Origin of the sequence: Rhizobium sp. OAE497 (genome assembly GCF_040546565.1) — a bacterium.
Taxonomy (GTDB): Bacteria; Pseudomonadota; Alphaproteobacteria; order Rhizobiales; family Rhizobiaceae; genus Rhizobium.
Genome location: NZ_JBEPOA010000001.1, coordinates 2,710,777 through 2,731,531 on the forward strand (window position 1 = coordinate 2,710,777; position 20,755 = coordinate 2,731,531).

15 protein-coding genes are annotated in these 20,755 nt (G+C 62.0%); 9 read left to right on the top strand and 6 right to left on the bottom strand.

The window, feature by feature from the left end; all coding sequences use genetic code 11:
- Positions 1 to 159: 159 nt before the first annotated feature.
- Positions 160 to 1,950 carry an ABC transporter ATP-binding protein gene (locus tag ABIE40_RS13900; protein ID WP_199627406.1) on the top strand — a complete coding sequence of 597 codons (1,791 nt, stop codon included), beginning with the start codon at positions 160 to 162 and terminating at the stop codon, positions 1,948 to 1,950.
- A gap of 41 nt (positions 1,951 to 1,991) precedes the next feature.
- Here ABIE40_RS13900 and dapB read toward each other — a convergent pair whose 3' ends face one another.
- Positions 1,992 to 2,762 carry a 4-hydroxy-tetrahydrodipicolinate reductase gene (gene dapB / locus ABIE40_RS13905; RefSeq protein WP_354541030.1) on the bottom strand — a complete coding sequence of 257 codons (771 nt, stop codon included), beginning with the start codon at positions 2,760 to 2,762 and terminating at the stop codon, positions 1,992 to 1,994.
- Positions 2,763 to 2,908: 146 nt separating this feature from the next.
- On the bottom strand, positions 2,909 to 5,512 hold the full coding sequence (locus tag ABIE40_RS13910) for an autotransporter family protein (protein WP_199627410.1): 2,604 nt from the start codon (positions 5,510 to 5,512) through the stop codon (positions 2,909 to 2,911).
- A 690-nt stretch (positions 5,513 to 6,202) separates the two neighbouring features.
- On the opposite strand from ABIE40_RS13910, the gene ABIE40_RS13915 reads away from it, so the two are divergent.
- Both ABIE40_RS13915 and ABIE40_RS13920 read left to right on the top strand, forming a co-directional pair.
- Positions 6,203 to 7,876: a DEAD/DEAH box helicase gene (locus ABIE40_RS13915; RefSeq protein WP_199627412.1), complete on the top strand. Its 1,674-nt coding sequence runs from the start codon at positions 6,203 to 6,205 to the stop codon at positions 7,874 to 7,876.
- A 270-nt stretch (positions 7,877 to 8,146) separates the two neighbouring features.
- A complete protein-coding gene (locus tag ABIE40_RS13920; protein ID WP_199627414.1) occupies positions 8,147 to 9,931 on the top strand; it encodes a B12-binding domain-containing radical SAM protein in 1,785 nt (594 codons plus the stop codon).
- On the opposite strand, the gene ABIE40_RS13925 is transcribed toward ABIE40_RS13920, so the two are convergent.
- Together ABIE40_RS13925 and iolG are read right to left on the bottom strand one after the other, a co-directional pair.
- Positions 9,932 to 10,822: a DMT family transporter gene (locus tag ABIE40_RS13925; RefSeq protein ID WP_199627421.1), complete on the bottom strand. Its 891-nt coding sequence runs from the start codon at positions 10,820 to 10,822 to the stop codon at positions 9,932 to 9,934.
- Between the two features lie 170 nt (positions 10,823 to 10,992).
- Positions 10,993 to 11,985, bottom strand: a complete 993-nt coding sequence (gene iolG / locus ABIE40_RS13930) for an inositol 2-dehydrogenase (RefSeq protein WP_199627423.1) — start codon at positions 11,983 to 11,985, stop codon at positions 10,993 to 10,995.
- A 153-nt stretch (positions 11,986 to 12,138) separates the two neighbouring features.
- Between iolG and ABIE40_RS13935 the strand changes: the two genes are divergently transcribed.
- Positions 12,139 to 12,384, top strand: coding sequence for a hypothetical protein (locus tag ABIE40_RS13935; RefSeq protein ID WP_112719486.1), 246 nt, complete (start codon positions 12,139 to 12,141; stop codon positions 12,382 to 12,384).
- Here the strand turns inward: ABIE40_RS13935 and ABIE40_RS13940 are convergent, their stop codons facing one another.
- Both ABIE40_RS13940 and ABIE40_RS13945 read right to left on the bottom strand, forming a co-directional pair.
- Positions 12,385 to 12,885, bottom strand: a complete 501-nt coding sequence (locus ABIE40_RS13940) for a hypothetical protein (RefSeq protein WP_199627425.1) — start codon at positions 12,883 to 12,885, stop codon at positions 12,385 to 12,387.
- Positions 12,886 to 12,945: 60 nt separating this feature from the next.
- Positions 12,946 to 13,950, bottom strand: a complete 1,005-nt coding sequence (locus ABIE40_RS13945; protein ID WP_199627427.1) for a LysR family transcriptional regulator — start codon at positions 13,948 to 13,950, stop codon at positions 12,946 to 12,948.
- A 273-nt stretch (positions 13,951 to 14,223) separates the two neighbouring features.
- Between ABIE40_RS13945 and chvE the strand changes: the two genes are divergently transcribed.
- The 5 genes from chvE (at position 14,224) to ABIE40_RS13970 (ending at position 20,745) form a co-directional block, all read left to right on the top strand.
- On the top strand, positions 14,224 to 15,288 hold the full coding sequence (gene chvE, locus ABIE40_RS13950) for a multiple monosaccharide ABC transporter substrate-binding protein (protein WP_112515571.1): 1,065 nt from the start codon (positions 14,224 to 14,226) through the stop codon (positions 15,286 to 15,288).
- A 97-nt stretch (positions 15,289 to 15,385) separates the two neighbouring features.
- A complete protein-coding gene (mmsA, locus tag ABIE40_RS13955) occupies positions 15,386 to 16,924 on the top strand; it encodes a multiple monosaccharide ABC transporter ATP-binding protein (RefSeq protein ID WP_199627429.1) in 1,539 nt (512 codons plus the stop codon).
- Positions 16,921 to 18,126, top strand: coding sequence for a multiple monosaccharide ABC transporter permease (gene mmsB / locus ABIE40_RS13960; RefSeq protein WP_112719490.1), 1,206 nt, complete (start codon positions 16,921 to 16,923; stop codon positions 18,124 to 18,126). Before mmsA ends, mmsB begins: the two co-directional genes overlap by 4 nt.
- A gap of 119 nt (positions 18,127 to 18,245) precedes the next feature.
- Positions 18,246 to 19,241, top strand: a complete 996-nt coding sequence (araD1, locus tag ABIE40_RS13965; protein ID WP_199627437.1) for an AraD1 family protein — start codon at positions 18,246 to 18,248, stop codon at positions 19,239 to 19,241.
- Positions 19,242 to 19,311: 70 nt separating this feature from the next.
- Positions 19,312 to 20,745: an aldehyde dehydrogenase family protein gene (locus tag ABIE40_RS13970; RefSeq protein WP_199627439.1), complete on the top strand. Its 1,434-nt coding sequence runs from the start codon at positions 19,312 to 19,314 to the stop codon at positions 20,743 to 20,745.
- Positions 20,746 to 20,755: the final 10 nt, after the last annotated feature.

Consider the following 20,755-nt stretch of genomic DNA (forward strand, 5'->3'; position numbering starts at 1 on the left):
TTCCAATTCGCGGCTCGCCCAGGGCACGCGGCAAGCGGTTTTAACGTCTTTCACAGCGCCACCGATCTGCCGGGGTTATTTCGTCTCCCGTTCCGGCTGTGTCTATTAACTCTCGATTTTGGGGCCGGCTGCCCTCGATATGGCGCCGGACTGGTTAAAATGACTCGCAAGAAGCTCGACTTCCGTGCCGATGCTTATCGCAACGTGCTCGGCTTTGTTTTTCGTCAATGGACGCATCGCCCTGCCCTCGTCGGCAGCATTATTCTGCTGGTCATCGCCAGCACGCTCGCCGAAGTTCTGGTCCCGGTCTTCTCCGGCCGGATCGTCGATGCGATCGCCGGCGGCAATGCGGCCGATGGTGCAATCCGCGCCTTCGTCGTCGTCGCGGCGCTCGGCCTCACCAGCGTCGTGCTGCGCTGGTTCATCTTCAACGGCATCATCCGCCTGACGCTGCGCATCATGGCCGATGTCGCCAATAGCGGCTTCCACAAGGTCCAGCGCTTCTCCACCGACTGGCATGCCAACAGCTTTGCCGGCTCGACAGTGCGCAAGATCACCCGCGGCATGTGGGCGCTCGACGCGCTGAACGACCTGTTGCTGGTCGCGCTCCTGCCGTCGGTCGTCATGCTTGCCGGCGCCAGCATCGTGCTCGGCAGCTACTGGCCGGTCATGGGGCTCATCGTGGCGGCGGGATCGCTGATCTATATCGGCGTCACCGTCGTGCTTTCGATGGGCTATGTCTCGCCTGCGGCCAAGCTCGCCAATGCCTGGGATACCAAGCTCGGTGGCGCGCTTGCGGATGCGATCAGCTGCAACTCGGTGGTCAAGGCCTTCGGCGCCGAAGACCGCGAGGAAGAGCGCCTGAGCCACGTTCTCGCCAAATGGGACAGCCGCACGCGGCGGACCTGGCGGCGCGGCACGCTGAACGGCACGATCCAGGGCTTCATGATGGTTTCGATGCAGGCAGGCATCCTCGGCACCGGCCTCATCATGTGGCAGAAGGGCCTGGCGACGCCGGGCGACATCACCTTCGTGCTGGCGATGTTCTTCGTGCTGCAGGGATATCTGCGCTCGGTCGGGCAGGATATCCGCAACCTGCAGCGCGCCGTCAACGACATGGAAGAGCTGGTGCTGCTCGACAAGACGCCGCTCGGCATCGAAGACAGGCCGGGCGCCAAGGCGATCGCCATCGGCAAGGGCGAGATCATCTTCGATCGCGTCACCTTCCAGTATGGCGCCCATCCGACGCCGCTCTATGACGACTTTTCCGTCGCCATCAAGCCCGGCGAACGCGTCGGTCTGGTCGGTCATTCAGGCTCGGGCAAGACGACCTTCGTCAAGCTGATCCAGCGTCTCTATGACGTCAATTCCGGTTCGATCCGGATCGACGGGCAGGATATCGCCAAGGTGACGCAGTCAAGCCTGCGCGGCCAGATCGCCATCGTCCAGCAGGAACCGATCCTGTTCCACCGGACGCTGGCCGAGAACATCGCCTATGGCCGGCCGGAGGCATCGAGACGCGAGATCGAGGACGCCGCGAGACAGGCAAGCGCCCATCACTTCATCATGAGCCTTCCCAAGGGCTATGAGACGATGGTGGGCGAGCGCGGCGTCAAGCTGTCGGGCGGCGAGCGCCAGCGCGTCGCCATCGCCCGCGCCTTCCTTGCAGATGCGCCCGTGCTGATCCTCGACGAGGCGACGTCCAGCCTCGACAGCGAGAGCGAAGTGCAGATCCAGCAGGCGATGGAACGCCTGATGGAGGGACGCACGACACTGGTGATCGCGCATCGCCTGTCAACCGTCAGGGCACTCGACCGCCTGCTGGTCTTCGACAAGGGCAGGATCGTCGAGGAAGGCGACCACCCGTCGCTCGTCCGCCTCAACAACGGCATCTACCGCCGGCTGTTCGAGCGGCAGGCGCTGGAGCTCACCAAGGGCCTGGTGGCATGAACCCGAAGCACCGGAGCACAAGCCTCCGGTGCTTCGACCCCTCATTTCCGCGTCAAACCCAGGACATCCTGCATGTCGTATTCGCCCGGCGCCCGCCCCATGACCCAGCGGGCGGCAGCCAGTGCGCCGCGGGCAAACATGCCGCGGTCGAGCGCCGAATGCGACAGCGTCAGCACTTCCTCTCCAGCCGCAAACATGACGCTGTGCTCGCCGACAATGCCGCCGCCGCGGATCACCGAAAAGCCGATTTCACCGGCCGGGCGCTCGCCGGTCATGCCGTCGCGGCTGCGCCGCTCGACGGATGAGAGCGCCACACCGCGGCCATCGGCGGCGGCTTCGCCGAGCATCAGCGCCGTGCCGGATGGCGCATCGACCTTGCGGCGGTGATGAGCCTCGAGGATTTCGATGTCCCAGGTTTCAGCGGGCAATGTGCCCGCGACCTGCGCGACGAGGCCGACCAGCATGTTGACGCCGATCGAGAAATTGCCGGAGCGGACGATCGCGACCTTGCTGGCCGCCCTGTTGATCCGTTCAAGCTCATCCGCCTCGAAGCCCGTTGCACCGATCACCAGCGCCGGTCCGTTTCTCTCCGCGCAAAGTTCGGCCAGTTCGGCCGCCGCGGATGCCGTAGAGAAATCGAGGATCACGTCCGCCGTCTCGATGGCCACGGAGCGATCGACAAGCCCGTCGCCGCCGGTCCGGCCGATGCTGCAGACGTGGGTGAAGGCAGGATCATCTGCAAGCGCGGAAAGAATGGCGCGGCCCATATGACCCCGGGCGCCGCTGACGGCAATTTTGACAGGCAAGGTCACGGGCATCTCCATCCGCATAGGGGCAACCGAAGCGCCGTGCGCTTCGAACCCTGCGATATGGCAAAACGGCAGCCTTGCCTACCGTCACGATGAAGACGGTTAGCCAAAGCGCCCGGCCCGCGGCGCGGACCGGGCGTTCTGATCGCTTACCACTTCACGCGGATACCGGCAGTGCCGCTCAGCGCATAGCTGCTGCCGACATTCTCGAGCGAGGACCGTGCGGTCGCTTCGCCGTAGACGGCGGTGCGCTCGTCGTTCCAGCTATAGGAACCGCCGAGCGTCACACCGGCCGAGAGCCGGTCGTTTTCCGTCTTGAAGCGCAGGCCCGCGACATCGACCGCCGTTCCTTGCAGGAATTCATAGTAGAGGTTTGCAGAGCCGTAGAGCTTGGCATGAACGGTCTTGCCGTCGGCTTTCTCCCAGCTCTCGTCGCGATCGAAGGCAATACCGGCACGGCCGTTCAGACTGTCGCCGCGATCGAGCGAAACCGGAGCGCCGAAGGCATCATGGAAATCGTCGAAATCGACCGACGAATAGATGAGCTGCGCCTGCGGCGTGATCGACCACGAACCGGCCGAGGCAAAGCGGCGCCCGGCCTCGATGCTGAGCGTCGATCCGAAGCCACTATTGCCGCCCTTCAGGTCGGCATTGGTGAGATCGGATTTCAGCGTCGTGTCGTAGAGGGTGAACTGCCCCTGCGCATCGGCATAGAAGCCATCCGCGCCATACCAGGTGAGCGTCGCGCCGACGCCCTGGCCCATCGTCTCGATCTTGCCGTCACCGTAGATCGAGCTGACATCGCCGGTGACCGAGCCGAAATGCGCCGTCAGCCCGCCGATCAGCAGGCCCTTGCCGCTCTGATAGAGTTCGCCGTCGACGCCGCCTTCAGCCTTCCAGAGATCGTAATCATAGGTGGCGCCGCTGGTGCTGGAAGCGGGATCGACGCGGCCATACATGCCCTCGGTGCGCATCCACACGCCATCCGGGCCGCTTGCCGCCACCGGATCGCCGCCGGTCTCCCAGTATCGGTCGCCGACGCGCTGCTGCAGCGTGCCGATCGCGTTCAGCTGCTGCAGCATCTGCGGATAGACCTCGTAGATCGGCACGCCCGCCTGATAGAGCGGCGCCGTCGATGTCGCAATCAGCACCGAGCGCAGATACCAGTCGCCATCGGCAGGTGTGGCGATGCCGTTCTGATAGAGCCGGTAGGCATAGGCGCCGCCGACGACGGCCTGATCGCCGTTATAGACATAGTCGCCCTGCAGCGAGAAAGTGCCGGCCGACGTGCCGCCGACATCGATGATCTTGATGCCTTCGACTGTCTGCGCCCCAGCACCTCCGGCATTCGTCACCCGCACGGTGGTCGTCCCCGCCGTATTGCCTGTGACGACGAGCTGGCTGGTCGCCGACGTATCGCCGCCGAGCACCGACTGGATATCGAGCACGCCGTTATTGCCGGTATAGTCGCCCGAGATCGTCAGCGCGCCCGTGGAACCGCTGCCGGCCACGATGGTCCCCGAATTCGTCACATTGCCGAAGATCGTGCCGCTGCCGCCAAGCGTCGCAAGGTTGGTGATGTCGCCGGTGACGCTGTCGGTCGCGTCGTCGCCGATCAGCAGCGTGCCGTCGGAGACGGTCCAATCCGTCGTGGCCGTGCCGACGCCATCGAGCAGCCACGTGCTGGTGCCGGTTTTCTCGAACGTATCGAAATTCTGATACTGCGCGGCGGCGCCGATCTCGTCGATATGAAAGGTCTCGTTGCCTGTGCCGCCGAGGCGCAGCGTATCGTTGAGAGTCGCGTTGCCGATGACATTGCCATTGATCTCGAACCCCTTTTGGAGCTCCAGCGTGAAATTCGATGTCGCGTTCGTCGTGACGATTGCATCCGCCATGCCACTACCGGCGCTGATCGTCCCGCTGTTGACGATGGTGGCATCGGCCATCTGCACGGAGATGGCGTAGGCATTGCTGCCGCCTTCGATCGTCGCGCCGGTGTTGTTGATGATCGTCCCGTTGGTGCGGATCTGCACGCCTTCCCCGCTGAAAACGGTTCCATTTACGCCGTCGCCGCCGCGGATCAACCCGTTGTTGGTGAGCGTACTAAGGGCACCGGCGGGGCCTCCGAGGAACACGCCGAGTGCGCCGTTGCCCGTAGCGCTGCTTCCCCCCTGGATTACGCCGTTGTTGGTTATGTTGGTGCCGCGCTGTGCCTGAACACCGAAGCCTCCGCTTCCAGCGCCTGAATTGGATCCGCCGGTCACAGTATCGTTGTTGACAAACGTCGTCGCGCTCAAACTTGCGCCTGTGCTCGACGTGGCCCCTCCGTCAGGTCCGCCCGTTATCGAACCATTGTTTATCAGAGACGAAGTGCTGGCGCTGCTGATGACGATACCACGCTGAGCGGTCGCCCCCGCAAGCGAGCCTTCGATCGTCACGCTTTGCCCGCCGGTATTGTTGAATTGCACATTGGCAAGAGCGAACCCTTGAGTATCGATGGTGATCGGCTTGAGCGGCACTGGCATCACTGCACCGCTCGATGAGAATCCCGCCGTCAGCTTGATCGTTGCCGTCGCATCGCCATCGGCATTGGCCGTGTTGATCGCATTGCGCAGTTCGGTGTCGTTGCTGACCAGATACTCAGCCCCGAGAGCCGGGGATGCCAGACAGCTGCCGAGCAGCAATGCGGCCAAGCTTACGCCTGCGAGAAGAGTCTGCTTTTCGAAAAACCTGATGCCGGGGGTGGCGCTCACGAATATCTCCATAAAGTTGATTCTAATATGAACAATTACACGTCTTGAATACGCTCCCCCTGCCCGCGTTCGACCGATCCGGCAAGCAACCATTAGGTTGTAAAGCGACAAACATTTTTCAGAAAGCGACACGATGTTGCGGCGCAGCAACAGAATTTTCGACTATGAAACTTTTGTAAATCAATGCGTTAAGACATTGGTAATCTTCCGAACTATATTAGAAAAACCACATGTCGCATCCGAACGCCGGAAGGCGCCGCCGCCCCCACACGCGGCAAGGACCGGACGGCATGGAGCACACCAATTGATTGAAGCCGGCGACGCTCCGCGGATCACCGTCGCGGGACCCGAAAATCGGCTGACATCGCCGCCTGCTCCGTCGCTCCCGGCAAAGCGCAAGGCAGCCATGCGGCCCATCCCCTTGACTTTCGGCGCGAACTAGACCAAATGCAGCCCAGCTTTCACCTTCCGGCCGCCGCGTGAGCGTGCCCCTGCCAGCAAATAGGAGCAGGAAGAAGGGGCAAAGCGCATTTCGAAGAGACCGCACCCAAGACGCGGCAGAAGCGCTGGAAAGCTTTTTCCAACAAGACAAGTTCCCACTTCACGCGGGGTTCTTGACGCCAGAACGACACCGGACCGCATAGGGCGCTCCGGTGGTTTGCTTTTGGCGCGCCCTGAAAAGGTTATGACTTGACCACTTTTGAATCGCTTGGTGTCTCCAAGCCGGTTGTCGCCACTCTTTTCCAGCTCGGCATCGAAACGCCGACCCCCATCCAGGAAAAGGCAATTCCGCTTCTCATCCAGGGCCGCGACCTGATCGGCCTCGCGCAGACCGGCACCGGCAAGACGGCCGCTTTCGGCCTGCCGCTCATCGAAAAGCTGATCCATGAAGAACGCCGCCCGGATAACCGCACCACCCGCACGCTGATCCTGGCGCCGACCCGCGAACTGGTGAACCAGATCGCCGTCAACCTGAAGAACTTCCTGCGCAAGTCGCATCTGCGCATCAACGTCGTCGTCGGCGGCGTATCGATCAACAAGCAGCAGCTGCAGCTCGAAAAGGGCACCGATATCCTCGTTGCCACGCCCGGCCGCCTGCTCGACCTCGTCGCCCGCCGCGCCATCGGCCTCACCGCCGTGCGCTACCTGGTGCTCGATGAAGCCGACCAGATGCTCGACCTCGGCTTCGTCCACGATCTGCGCAAGATCGCCAAGATGGTGCCGAAGAAGCGCCAGACCATGCTGTTTTCGGCCACCATGCCGAAGTCGATCGCCGATCTCGCTGCCGACTACCTGACCGATCCCGTCACCGTCGAAGTCACGCCTCCGGGCAAGGCTGCCGACAAGGTCGAGCAGTATGTCCACTTCGTCAACGGCAAGAACGACAAGACCGATCTCCTGAAGAAGTCGCTGACGCAGAACCCCGATGGCCGCGCCATCGTCTTCCTGCGCACCAAGCACGGCGCCGAGAAGCTGATGAAGCATCTCGATTCCGTCGGCTACTCGGTCGCCTCGATCCATGGCAACAAGAGCCAGGGCCAGCGCGAGCGCGCCCTCAAGGCCTTCAAGGACGGCGATACCAAGACGCTGATCGCCACCGACGTTGCCGCCCGCGGCATCGACATCCCGGCTGTCAGCCACGTCTATAACTACGACCTGCCGGAAGTTGCCGAAGCCTATGTCCACCGCATCGGCCGCACGGCCCGCGCCGGCCGTGACGGCATCGCGATCGCTTTCTGCGCGCCGGATGAAGCCCGCCTGCTCCGCGACATCGAGAAGCTGATGAACATCAGCATCGCAGTTGCCAGCGGCGAAGCTCCGGCCGACATGCGCGCTGCCCCGCGCCGTGGAAACGGCAACGGCAATGGCAACAACCGCAATCGCGGCGGCGAGCGCCGTGGTGGTGGTGAGGGCCGTTCCGGCGAAGGCCGCAGCGAAAACCGTAACGGCGGCGAAGGCCGCGGCAACCGTCCGCAGCGTCCGCGCCGCGAAGGTGAAGGCGGCGAAGTCCGCGCCGGTGGCGAGGAGCGCCGCGAGCGCCGTCCCCGTCCCGAGCGCCAGAAGCAGCGCAACGAGGACTTCCGCGGCCAGCGCCGTGGCGAAGCGACCCCGGATGCAGGCCCCGACAACGATCTCGCATCGACCTCGGATTTCCGCACGGCCAAGAAGCCGCAGCGCCCGAACCATGCCGGTGGCGAAAACCACAATCGCCATCACCCCGGCGCTGCCCGCAACGGCAACGGCCGTCCCGGCCGCAAGCATGGCGAGGGCCAGCAGGCCCATGGCGAGCGCAAGGACGGCTCCGGCGGCATGCGCCGCAAGGGTCCCCGCAATGGTGGCGGCCAGCGCCGCGAACAGGCCTGAAACGGGTCTGAACACTGAATTCAGAAAGAGGCCGGTATCATCCGGCCTCTTTTTGTTTTAGAACCACGGAGACGGAATACTTCCGGACCGGCGGCCTTGAACAGCCGCGGCCCGGCAGCCATATGCGAACGAAATTGCAATCTGCATTGCGAGACGCCGGGGTCTATCGTCGATCAGAGCAGATTTGTTTGAAAGCCAGCGTCTGAGAGGCGGCTGGAGACGATTACGTGCATTCCATTTCAAGCTCCCATTGATCAAGAGAGACTGCCCGTGCCATTGCCTCAAAATTCCAGCGCCAAGCGCTTCCAGCTGATTCTGATCAAGCCGTCGCATTACGACGACGATGGCTACGTGATCCGCTGGTGGCGGGCGATGATCCCGTCCAATTCGCTGGCAGCACTCTATGGTATCGCCGCCGACTGCGCCGAACGCGAAGTGCTCGGCCCTGGTGTCGGTATCGACATCAAGGTGATCGACGAGACCAACACCCGCGTCAACATTCCCGAGCTTCTGGCGCAGCTTGCCCGGCACGGCAATTTCGGCATGGTCGGCCTGATCGGCGTCCAGTCGAACCAGTATCCCCGTGCGCTGGATATCGCCCGCCCCTTCCGCGCCGCAGACATTCCGGTGTCGATGGGCGGTTTCCATGTGTCGGGCTGCCTGTCGATGCTCGACGGTAAGGCCGTTGAGCTCGATGCCTGCCGCGAGATGGGCATCTCGATGTTCGCCGGCGAAGCCGAGGGACGGCTGGACAAGGTGCTGCAGGACGCCGCCTACGGCAAGCTCGAGCCCGTGTACAATTTCATGAACGACCTGCCGGGCATCGGCGGCACGCCGGTACCCTTCCTGCGCAAGGAAAACATCCAGCATACGCTCGGCCTCTCCAGCAGCTTCGATGCCGGCCGCGGCTGCCCCTACCAGTGTTCCTTCTGCACCATCATCAACGTCCAGGGCCGCAAGTCGCGCTTCCGTTCTGCCGATGACATCGAGAAGCTGCTGCGGATGAACTGGGCGCAGGGCATCCACAAGTTCTTCATCACCGACGACAACTTCGCCCGTAACCGCGACTGGGAAGCGATCTTCGACCGGCTGATCGAACTCAGGGAAAAGGACGGCATTCCGCTCGGCCTGATGATCCAGGTCGATACGCTCTGCCACAAGATTCCGAACTTCATCGAGAAATCGAAGCGTGCCGGCGTCACCCGTGTCTTCATCGGCCTCGAAAACGTCAATCCGGACAATCTGACGGCCGCCAAGAAGAACCAGAACAAGATCACCGAATACCGCAAGATGCTGCTCGCCTGGAAGGCGCAGGGCATCATGACGCTCGCCGGCTACATCCTCGGCTTCCCCGCCGATACGCCCGAGAGCATCCGCCGCGACATCCAGATCATCCAGCACGAGCTGCCGCTCGATGTCATCGAGTTCTTCGTGCTCACCCCGCTGCCGGGCTCCGAGGATCACCAGACCCTCTGGCGCAAGGGCGTCGAGATGGAGAAGGACCTCAACGTCTACGACGTCGAGCATGTCTGCACCGCGCATGAGAAGATGAGCCGCGAGGAGTGGGAAGGTGTCTATCGCGAGGCCTGGTCGCTCTATTATTCGCCCGAGCATGTGAAGACGCTGCTGCGCCGCGCTGTCGCGACCGGCGTTCCGCTCGCCAGCCTCGTCAAGGTTCTCGTCTCCTTCGCGACGACCGTGCCGCTCGAAAACGTCCATCCGCTGCAGAGCGGCCTGCTCCGGCTCAAGCACCCGTCGGAACTGCGCCCGGGGCTGAAGCCGGTTCACCCCTTGCTCTTCTGGCCGCGCTTTGCCTGGGAAACCTTCAGCAAGCACATGAAGCTCGCAAGCGTCATCGTGAAGATGAGCTATGCCGCCTTCAAGATCGCCCGGGATCCGGCCTCGAAGACTTACATGGATCAGGCGCTGACCCCTGTTGGAGAAGACGACGAAGAAAAGCTCGATCTCTTCACCAAGACCGCAGGCGGCACCGCGGCCGTCAACCACGTCCGCAAGATCGCCAAGCTGACGCACACAGCGCCCGCAGCCGAGTGATCAGGCCTCGATCGCCTGAACACTCTTGCGATTCGTCAGATAGACGCCCGTCACGACAACAACGGCGCCGAGGATGAGCGGCAGCGTCAGCGGTTCGCCGAAGGCGATGAAGGCCTCGACCGCCACCGTCGGCGGCATCAGATAGATCAGTGATGCCGCCCGCGATACCTGGCCGCGGCGGATCAAATAGAGCAGCAGCCCGATACCGCCCATCGACAGGCCGATCACCGACCAGGCGAGTGCGGCGAAGGCCTCGACGGTGCCGTCGAAATGCAGGCTTTCGAAGGCAAGCGCCAGCGGCACAGTGATGGCGAGCGCGCCGAGATATTGCAGCGTCGCGATCGTCTTCAGGTCGCCGCTGTGCAGGTGCTTCTTCTGATAGATCGTGCCGTAGGTCACCGATGCCATGCCGATCAGGTTGATCGTCAGCGGCACCGCCGCATGCATCAGATCGGCCGTCGCCGGCTCGATAAGCTTCGGCGACACCGCAATGATGATCCCGAGGAAGCCCAGCGCCAGCCCGAGCTTCTGTGCCGGCTGCAGCCGCTCGCCGATCAGCAGGGGCGCTGCCATCGCCGTCAGCAGCGGCTGCATCGCGGCGATGACGCCCGAGATACCGGCAGGCACGCCATTGGCAATCGCCCACCAGATGGCGGCGAGATAGAAGCCGTGCAGGAAGAACCCGGAATAAACAGCTCGCCAGACCGTCGCCCGGTCTGGCCATTTCGCCTTCAGCGCCAGACAGAGCGCCAGGAAGGCCAGCGCCGAGAACGTGTAGCGGATGGCGAGAAACGTGAACGGCTCTGAATGCATTGCCGCATATTTCGCCACGACCCAGCCGGTCGACCAGAGAAGCACAAAGATGGCGGGAGCGAAGCGGTCGAGGGTCATGATGCGGCTCGGGGCAAGAGCGAAAATATCGTTGGCTGATAGCCTCCCCGCCCGGCCGCGTCAAAGGCGAAACGTTGAAGCTAAATTCAAGTTTCGCTGATGCCCGAAACCGAAATGGCCGGGCGATTGCCCGGCCATCTCATGGTCAGCGTTCGGTCGGGAGAAGGCCGTCAGCCGATCTTGATGAGCTTGCCTTCCTTGACGGACTGCACGGCAGCGTCGGCGAGCGCCAGCGCCGCGAGGCCATCGGCGCCCGACGGGGTGATCTTGACGCCCTTCTCGATCGCAGCGATGAAGCTGGCGATCTCGTTGGCATAGGCTTCCGTGTAGCGGGTCATGAAGAAGTCGTGCAGCGGCGGGCGGGTATAGCCGTCGCCATTTGCGACTTCGATCGAAACCGGGCGCTGGTTCTCAGCCGAGACGAGCCCCTTCGAGCCATGCACCTCGATGCGCTGGTCGTAGCCGTAGGTGGCGCGGCGCGAGTTGGAGATCATCGCCTGCTTGCCGGACTTGGTCTGCAGCAGAACCGAAACGCTGTCATAGTCGCCGGCCTCGCCGATCGCCTTGTCGACGAGAACGGCAGCCGTTGCGAAGACCGAGACCGGCTCTTCGCCGAGCAGGAAGCGCGCCATGTCGAAGTCGTGGATCGTCATGTCGCGGAAGATGCCGCCGGAACGCTTGATGTAATCGACAGGCGGAGCGCCCGGATCGCGCGAGGTGATCGTCACCATCTCGACATCGCCGATGCGGCCGTCGTCGATCGCCTTGCGCACGGCCATGAAATGCGGGTCGAAGCGGCGGTTGAAGCCGACCATCAGCTTGGCATTGGTTTCGTTGACGACCTTGATGCAGGCGCGGACGCGGTCGACATCGAGATCGACGGGCTTCTCGCAGAAGATCGCCTTGCCGGCGCGCGCAAAGCGCTCGATCAGGTCGGCATGGGTGTCGGTCGGCGTGCAGATGACGACGGCGTCGATATCCTTGGCAGCCTCGATCGCCTCGATCGTGCGCACTTCGCAGCCATAGGCGGACGCGATCGCATCGGCCGCCTGCGGGAATGCATCGGCAACGGCAACGAGCTTGGCGTTGGCATCGCCGGTCACCGCCTTGGCGTGAACCTTGCCGATACGGCCGGCGCCGAGAAGACCAAATCTGACAGTCATGAGAACCTCCCTAGGATTCGGAACAAATGGACCGAATTGCAATATTTCTGGAATTTTCATTCCATTTTCTGCGCGAGCCGTCAAGCCCGCCACTCTTTCACATTTGTGAAATCCATCCTAAAGACAAGTGATGGAAATATGACCGGAGCACTTATGCAGCTGATCGACCCGAGCCACCCCGCCTACCGCAATGCCTGGGTACGCGCACTTATCGTTGCCGTTTGCCTTGGCTGGGCAGTGCTCGAATTTTTCGGCGGCGATCCCTTCTGGGGCGTGCTGTCGGGTGCCGCAGGCGTCTACGCCTTCTATATGCTGTTCTGGACCTTCAAGCCGCAGCAACCTGCCGAAGAAAAGCCGGCCGTCACTGAGCCTGCCGAAGAAGACAAGGATCCGGAGTGATCAGCGGCTGAGACGCCGCACCGCTTCATCAATCAATAGATTCGCCAAAGTCATGCGCCGCGTCGCGTTGTCGCGGAATTGCGGCGCTACGCGGTCGGGATGATTGAGCTTGGCAAAGGCGCGGCGCTTTTCGCCGAGCGACTGCACCGTATCCGCCGCCGAGATCGCCAGCTCCGCCGCAATGTCGGCCGGCGCCGTCCGCGACAGATGTTCGGGCATGACAGGTTCCGGCTCTGGCTCCGGTACAGGTTCTGGCTCAGGCTCGACGGCAACTGCTTCAGGCACCGGTGGCGGCGCCTCGAATTCCAGATTGTCGAAATAGGCCTGCCCCGGCTTCTGCCCGGCGGCCGACACCCCTTCCATCACGTCGAAGGCAAGGCCGGTCGAGAAACCATGGACGCGATGAACCACGGGCTGATCGCCCGCCTCGTCGTCATCCCCGCCCTCTTCCGCCTTCAGCCGTTCCAGAACCGACTGGAACACCGATTGTCCGAACAGCATGCTGCCTTCCTGTTTCGAAGGCGCGCAGTCTCCAACGCCAAGATGGCGCCGGGCTTGCGGCTAAGTCGAAACTGCGAGCGCCTCCTCCAAGATCAGATCGTAGAGCAGCCGCGCGCTCGGCGGCATCGCCCGCTCTCGGGCGGTGATCAGGCTGTAGGGCTTGACGTTGATCTCAAACTCGGTCGGCAGCATGCGGACATCCGACGCCTCCGAGCTCTGGCTCGATAGGAATTGCGCCACATCGACGGCAACAGGCGCGATCGCATCCGTCTTGCAGATGATGGCGCAGGTCAAAAGCAGCGACGAGGTGTTGACGATATTGCCGGGCACCGGAACACCGGCGCCGAGGAAGATATCCTCGACAGTGCGGCGCAGCAGCGTACCCGGCGGCTGGAACACCCAGTCGTAGTCGCGCAGATCGGAAAGGCTGCTCGGCCCGCCCTTGAGTAGCGGGTGGCCGCTGCGCACGATGAGACAGGCCTTCTCGACGCCGATCTCCCGCACTTCGAAAAGCCGCGGATTGAGATCGTCGGGGATGCGGCTGATGATGAAGTCGTGCCGGGCGGCCAGCAGCTCGCGCGCCAGCACGTTGCTGGTCTCTACCTGGATGTTGACCTCGATGCCGGGGAAGCTCTTGCGCACCTTGTCGATCGCCGGAACGACGAGGCTCATGGCCGGCGCCGTCACCGCGCCGATGAACACCGAACCGCCCTTCCCGCTCTTCAATTCGGCGATCTCGCGGCCGGCTTCGCGCAGCTCCAGAAGGATCTTTCGCGCACGTTTGGCGAGTGCTTCCCCGAAGGTCGTCAGCACCACGCCGCGTGCCACGCGCTCGTATAGCGGCGTCTTCACGATTGATTCCATTTCGGACAGCATTCGCGATGCGGCGGGCTGCGAGATGGCGAGCGTCTCGGCAGCGGCCGAAATCTGGCCGCTATCTTCGATTGCGACAATCATGCGCAGGTGATTCAGCTTCAAACCCGCACGAAGAAAGGCATCATCGGCAAAATTGTCGCTGTGGATATCGACGTAATCCATCGAAATAGGCTCGGAGATGATCGTCATGGTTGCGGCCTCCCCTCCGCCTTCCATCAAAAGTAATACTTTTTAACGATATACCAAATTTGTTATGCACTTTACCACTTATTCTATTTGACAGTTATAGGATTCCGTACGAGTTTGCCGCCGTGTGCTGGTTGGCACTCAACACGTGTGAGATCGTGGAGGAGACCTACTTCGTTTCTCACCATCTGAAGTAACTATCCAATCTACGGAACCTGCCACAGTTTCGTGGTGGGCGATTTTTCGTCCGCCGATCTATTAACAAGGGAGAGAGAAATGAAATCCATTATCTCATTGATGGCTGCGGCTGCCTTCGGCGTCGCTTCGTTCGTTGTACCGGCAATGGCCGCCGACAAGGGTCTCGTTGGCATCGCAATGCCGACCAAGTCCTCGGCTCGCTGGATCGACGACGGCAACAACATCGTCAAGCAGCTCACGGACGCCGGCTACCAGACCGACCTCCAGTACGCTGACGACGACATTCCGAACCAGCTTTCGCAGATCGAAAACATGGTCACCAAGGGTGCCAAGGTTCTCGTTATCGCTTCGATCGACGGCACGACCCTCTCGGACGTTCTCCAGAAGGCTCACGACGCCGGCATCAAGGTCATCGCTTATGACCGCCTGATCCGCGACTCCGGCAACGTTGACTACTACGCAACGTTCGACAACTTCCAGGTTGGCGTTCTCCAGGCTGGCACGATCGTCGACAAGCTCGGCCTCAAGGACGGCAAGGGCCCGTTCAACATCGAACTCTTCGGCGGTTCGCCGGACGACAACAACGCCTTCTTCTTCTATGACGGCGCAATGTCGGTTCTTCAGCCTTACATCGACTCTGGCAAGCTCGTCGTAAAGTCCGGCCAGACCGGCATGGACAAGGTCGGCACGCTGCGTTGGGACCCGGCAACGGCCCAGGCTCGCATGGACAACCTGCTCTCGGCTAACTACACCGACGCCAAGGTCGACGCTGTTCTGTCGCCTTACGACGGTCTCTCCATCGGCATCATTTCGTCGCTGAAGGGCGTTGGCTACGGCACCCCGGACCAGCCGCTCCCGGTCGTTTCCGGCCAGGACTCGGAAGTTCCGTCGATCAAGTCGATCATCGCTGGCGAGCAGTATTCCTCGATCTTCAAGGATACCCGCGAACTCGCTAAGGTCACCGTTGCCATGGTTGATGCCGTCATGTCCGGCAAGGAGCCGGAAGTTAACGACACCAAGACCTACGACAACGGCGTCAAGGTCGTTCCGTCCTACCTGCTGAAGCCGGTAGCTGTCACCAAGGACAACTACAAGACCGTCCTGATCGACAGCGGTTACTACAAAGAAGACCAGCTGAAGTAATTTCAGAAGTCGGCCGGAACCCGCTTTGTTGCGGGTTCCGGTCTTCGATTCTATGATCGCCTGACGGTTTTCAGGTCACGGCGCTGGATTTTTGACTATGGACAATACAATCCTCGAAATGCGGAACATCACCAAGACGTTCCCGGGTGTCAAAGCGCTCGAGAATGTGAACCTCAAGGTTCGCCAGGGTGAGATCCACGCATTGGTGGGCGAAAACGGGGCCGGCAAGTCGACCCTCATGAAAGTTCTCTCCGGCGTTTACCCGGCCGGAAGCTACGATGGCGAGATCGTCTACGAAGGCGACGTCCGCAACTTCAAGGTCCTGAAGGACTCCGAAGAGATCGGCATCGTCATCATCCATCAGGAGCTGGCCCTGGTGCCGCTGCTCTCGATCGGCGAAAACATCTTCCTCGGCAACGAGAACGCCAAGAACGGCGTCATCAGCTGGCAGGAAACCTTCAATCGTACGCGCCAGCTGCTCGCCAAGGTGGGCCTGCGCGAATCCCCTGATACGCTGGTCACCGACATTGGCGTCGGCAAGCAGCAGCTCGTCGAAATCGCCAAGGCGCTGTCGAAGAGCGTCAAGCTGCTCATCCTCGATGAGCCGACCGCATCGCTGAACGAAAGCGACTCCGACGCGCTTCTCAATCTGCTGATCGAGTTCCGCAATCAGGGCATCACCTCGATCATCATTTCGCACAAGCTGAACGAAATCCGCAAGGTCGCCGACCAGATCACGGTCCTGCGCGACGGCATGACCGTCAAGACGCTCGACTGTCACGCGGACGAGATCAGCGAAGACATCATCATCCGCAACATGGTGGGCCGCGATCTCGAAGACCGCTATCCGCCGCGCTCGGTGCCGATCGGCGAAACCATTCTCGAAGTGAAGAACTGGAACGCCTATCACCAGCATCACCGCGACCGCCAGGTGCTGCACGACATCAACGTCACCGTCCGCAAGGGCGAAGTCGTCGGCATCGCCGGCCTGATGGGTGCCGGCCGTACCGAGTTCGCCATGAGCGTCTTCGGCAAGGCCTACGGCCACAAGATCACCGGCGACGTGCTGATGCACGGCAAATCTGTCGATGTCAGCACCGTCCGCAAGGCGATCGATGCCGGCCTCGCCTACGTTACCGAGGACCGCAAGCATCTCGGCCTGGTGCTGAACGACAGCATCCTGCACAACACCTCGCTTGCCAATCTCGCAGGCATCTCCAACAACACGATCATCGACGACATCAAGGAGAGCAAGGTCGCGACCGATTACCGGTCGAAGCTGCGCATCCGCTCGTCGGGCATCTTCCAGGAAACGGTCAATCTCTCGGGCGGCAACCAGCAGAAGGTTGTCCTCTCCAAGTGGCTGTTCTCCGATCCCGATGTTTTGATCCTGGACGAGCCGACCCGCGGTATCGACGTGGGTGCGAAATATGAAATCTATACTATCATCAACCAGCTTGCCGCCGACGGCAAAGGCGTTCTGATGATCTCATCGGAAATGCCCGAGCTTCTCGGTACGTGCGACCGCATCTACGTCATGAACGAAGGACGGATCGTCGCGGAACTGCCGAAGGGAGAAGCGAGCCAGGAAACCATCATGCGCGCTATCATGCGCTCAGGGGAGAAGAAACAATGACTCCGGTCAACCCAACAACCGAGGAAAGCAACGTCGTTTCCGTTGTTGACTACATCCGTAGCAACATCCGCGAATACGGCATGCTGATCGCGCTCGTCGCCATCATGCTGTTCTTTCAGATCTACACCGGCGGCATCCTGTTCCGCCCGGTCAATCTGACCAACCTCGTTCTCCAGAACTCGTTCATCGTCATTATGGCCCTCGGCATGCTGCTGGTCATCGTGGCGGGCCACATCGACCTCTCGGTCGGCTCGATCGTCGCCCTTGTCGGCGCGATAGCGGCGATCCTGACAGTGTCGCTCGGGGTGAACTTCTGGCTGGCCGGCGTGATCTGTATCCTCGTCGGCGCGCTGATCGGCGCGGCACAGGGCTACTTCATCGCCTATCACCGCATCCCGTCCTTCATCGTGACGCTTGCGGGCATGCTCGTCTTCCGCGGCCTGACGCTGACGGTTCTGGGCGGCAAGAACATCGGCCCCTTCCCGAAGGAATTCCAGGTCATCAGCACCGGCTTCCTGCCGGGCGACATGATCGACATCGCCGGCATCCCGGTCCAGTCGACCTCGCTCGTCCTGACGCTGATCATCCCGGCCGTTCTCTTCTACCTCGCCTGGCGCCGCCGCAAGGTCAATGAAAGCCACGGCATCGATGTCGAGCCCTTCGGCTTCTTCATCGCCCAGAACGCCATCATCACGCTCGCGATCCTCGCGCTCGGCTGGCAGCTGTCGACCTATCGCGGTCTGCCGAACGTGCTCGTCGTCATGCTGGTGCTGATCGCGATCTACACCTTCGTCACCCGCCGCACGACCATCGGCCGCCGCGTTTACGCCATGGGCGGCAACGAGAAGGCCACGAAGCTCTCCGGCATCAACACCGAACGCCTGAGCTTCTACACCTTCGTCAACATGGGTGCGCTTGCAGGTCTCGCCGGCATCATCGTCGCGCTTCGCCTCAACTCGGCAACCCCGAAGGCCGGTGTCGGCTTCGAACTGGACGTTATCGCCGCCTGCTTCATCGGCGGTGCATCGGCTTCCGGCGGCGTCGGCAAGATCACCGGCGCGGTCATCGGCGCCTTCATCATGGGCGTCATGAACAACGGCATGTCGATCATCGGCCTCGGCATCGACTACCAGCAGATGGTCAAGGGCGCAGTCCTTTTGGCCGCCGTCTTCTTCGACGTCTATAACAAGAACAAGGGCTGAGCGCTTCGGCGCCAGCTCCATGCATTCGCATTCGCAGTCATGAAAACGAATAATTCCGGCTCCCTCTGGAGCCGGAGAGGCGGAGCATTATCCGCAGCTACCCAAAGAGGATGAAGACCGTGCTTATTTCGCAGATCAAGGGTTCGAACGGAGAGATCATCGTCGCCGTGCGCGAGCCGGGCGGTGCAGCGAAGGCCGTGAAGAATGCAGGCAGCGTCTATGCGCTCGCCATGGAAGCAGCAAACAAGGGCAAGTCCCTCGTCTCGGTCATCGAGGCGCACGGCTACGGCGACGCCGTCGATCTCGAAAAGGCATATGCGGACGGCAGCTTCCTGCCGCCGATCACCCATCCCGATGCAGCCCACCTGCATCTGACCGGCACCGGCCTCACCCATCTCGGCTCTGCCGCCACCCGCGACAGCATGCACAAGAAGACCACCGAAGCCGCCGAGGAAACCCTCACGGACTCGATGAAGATGTTCAAGATGGGTCTTGAGAACGGCAAGCCAAAGGCCGGCGAAAAGGGCGTCCAGCCCGAGTGGTTCTACAAGGGCAACGGCTACGGTGCGGCAGCTCCCGGCGCTCCCCTCGTCTCCCCCTCCTTCGCGCTCGACGGCGGTGAAGAACCCGAGATGGCCGGCATCTATGTCATCGCCGAAGACGGTTCGCCGTTCCGCATCGGCTTTGCGCTGTCGAACGAATTCTCCGATCACGTCACCGAGCGGATCAACTATCTCTACCTCGCCCATTCCAAGCTGCGCCCCGCAAGCTTCGGCCCGGAAATCCGCATCGGCGCAGCCCCCGAGGACATCCGCGGCACCTCGCGCATCAAGCGCGGTGGCAAAGTGATCTTCGAAAAGCCCTTCCTGTCCGGTGAAGCGAACATGTCGCACACCTTCGCCAACCTCGAATACCACCACTTCAAGTACGGCCTGTTCCGCGTGCCCGGCGACGTCCATGTCCACATGTTCGGCACCGCGACACTATCCTTCGCCGATGGCATCAAGACCGAGGAAGGCGACGTCTTCGAAATCGAAGTCGCTGACTTCGGCCTGGCGCTGCGCAATCCGCTGAAGATCGACGCCGAAGAAGAAATCGTCGTCAAGCAGCTCTAATTTCACTTCATCCGGCCGCCAGACGGCCGGAGCAAAAAATTCGTAAAAGGTAGAGGAGGCTTCCAGGCCCATGACCATTTATCAGAACCTGATCGCCGGCGAGTGGGTCGGCACCAATGCGACGAAGAACATCAATCCGTCGGATACCAACGAAGTCGTCGGCCTTTATGCCGACGGTTCGGCTGAAGACACCAAGAACGCCATCGCTGCCGCCAAGGCCGCCTTCCCGGCCTGGTCGCGCTCCGGCATCTGGGAACGTCACGTCATCCTGAAGAAGGCCGGCGACGAGATCATGGCCCGCAAGGACGAGCTCGGCGCTCTGCTTGCCCGCGAAGAAGGCAAGACGCTTCCGGAAGCCATCGGCGAAACCATCCGCGCCTCGCAGATCTTCGAATTCTTCGCAGGCGAAGCGCTCCGTCTTGCCGGTGAGACGATGCCGTCGGTGCGCCCGAATATCGGCGTCGAAATCACCCGTGACCCGCTCGGTGTCATCGGCATCATCACCCCCTGGAACTTCCCGATCGCCATCCCCGCCTGGAAGATCGCCCCTGCGCTCTGCTACGGCAACACCATCGTCTTCAAGCCGGCCGAACTCGTTCCCGCCTGCTCCTGGGCGATCGTCGATATCCTGCACCGCGCAGGTCTGCCGAAGGGCGTTCTGAACCTCGTCATGGGCAAGGGCTCGGTCGTCGGCCAGGCCATGCTCGACAGCCCGGATATCGCCGGCATCACCTTCACCGGCTCCACCGGCACCGGCAAGCGCGTCGCCACCTCTTCCATCGAGCATAACCGCAAGTTCCAGCTGGAAATGGGCGGCAAGAACCCGATGGTCGTCCTCGATGACGCCGACCTCACCGTTGCCGTCGAAGCTGCCGCCAACTCCGGCTTCTTCTCCACCGGCCAGCGCTGCACGGCATCGTCGCGCCTGATCGTCACCGAAGGCATCCACGACAAGTTCGTCGCGGCACTGACCGAAAAGCTGAAGACCGTCGTCGTCGACAACGCGATGAAGGCCGGAACTCATATCGGCCCGGTCGTCGACGAACGCCAGCTGAAGACCGACACCGACTATATCGAGATCGGCAAGAAGGAAGGCGCCAAGCTCGCCTTCGGCGGCGAGCTCTTGACCCGCGACACCCCCGGCTTCTACCTGCAGCCGACGCTCTTCACCGAAGCCACCAACCAGATGCGCATTTCGCGCGAAGAGATCTTCGGCCCGGTCGTCTCGGTCATCCGCGTCAAGGATTACGAAGAAGCGCTGGCGACAGCCAACGACACGCCCTTCGGCCTGTCCTCCGGCATCGCCACCACCAGCCTCAAGCATGCGACGCATTTCAAGCGCAATGCCGAAGCCGGCATGGTGATGGTCAACCTGCCGACCGCAGGCGTCGACTTCCACGTTCCCTTCGGCGGCCGCAAGGGCTCGTCCTACGGCCCGCGCGAGCAGGGCAAGTACGCCGCCGAATTCTACACAACGGTCAAGACCAGCTACACGCTGGCTTGACGACCAACTG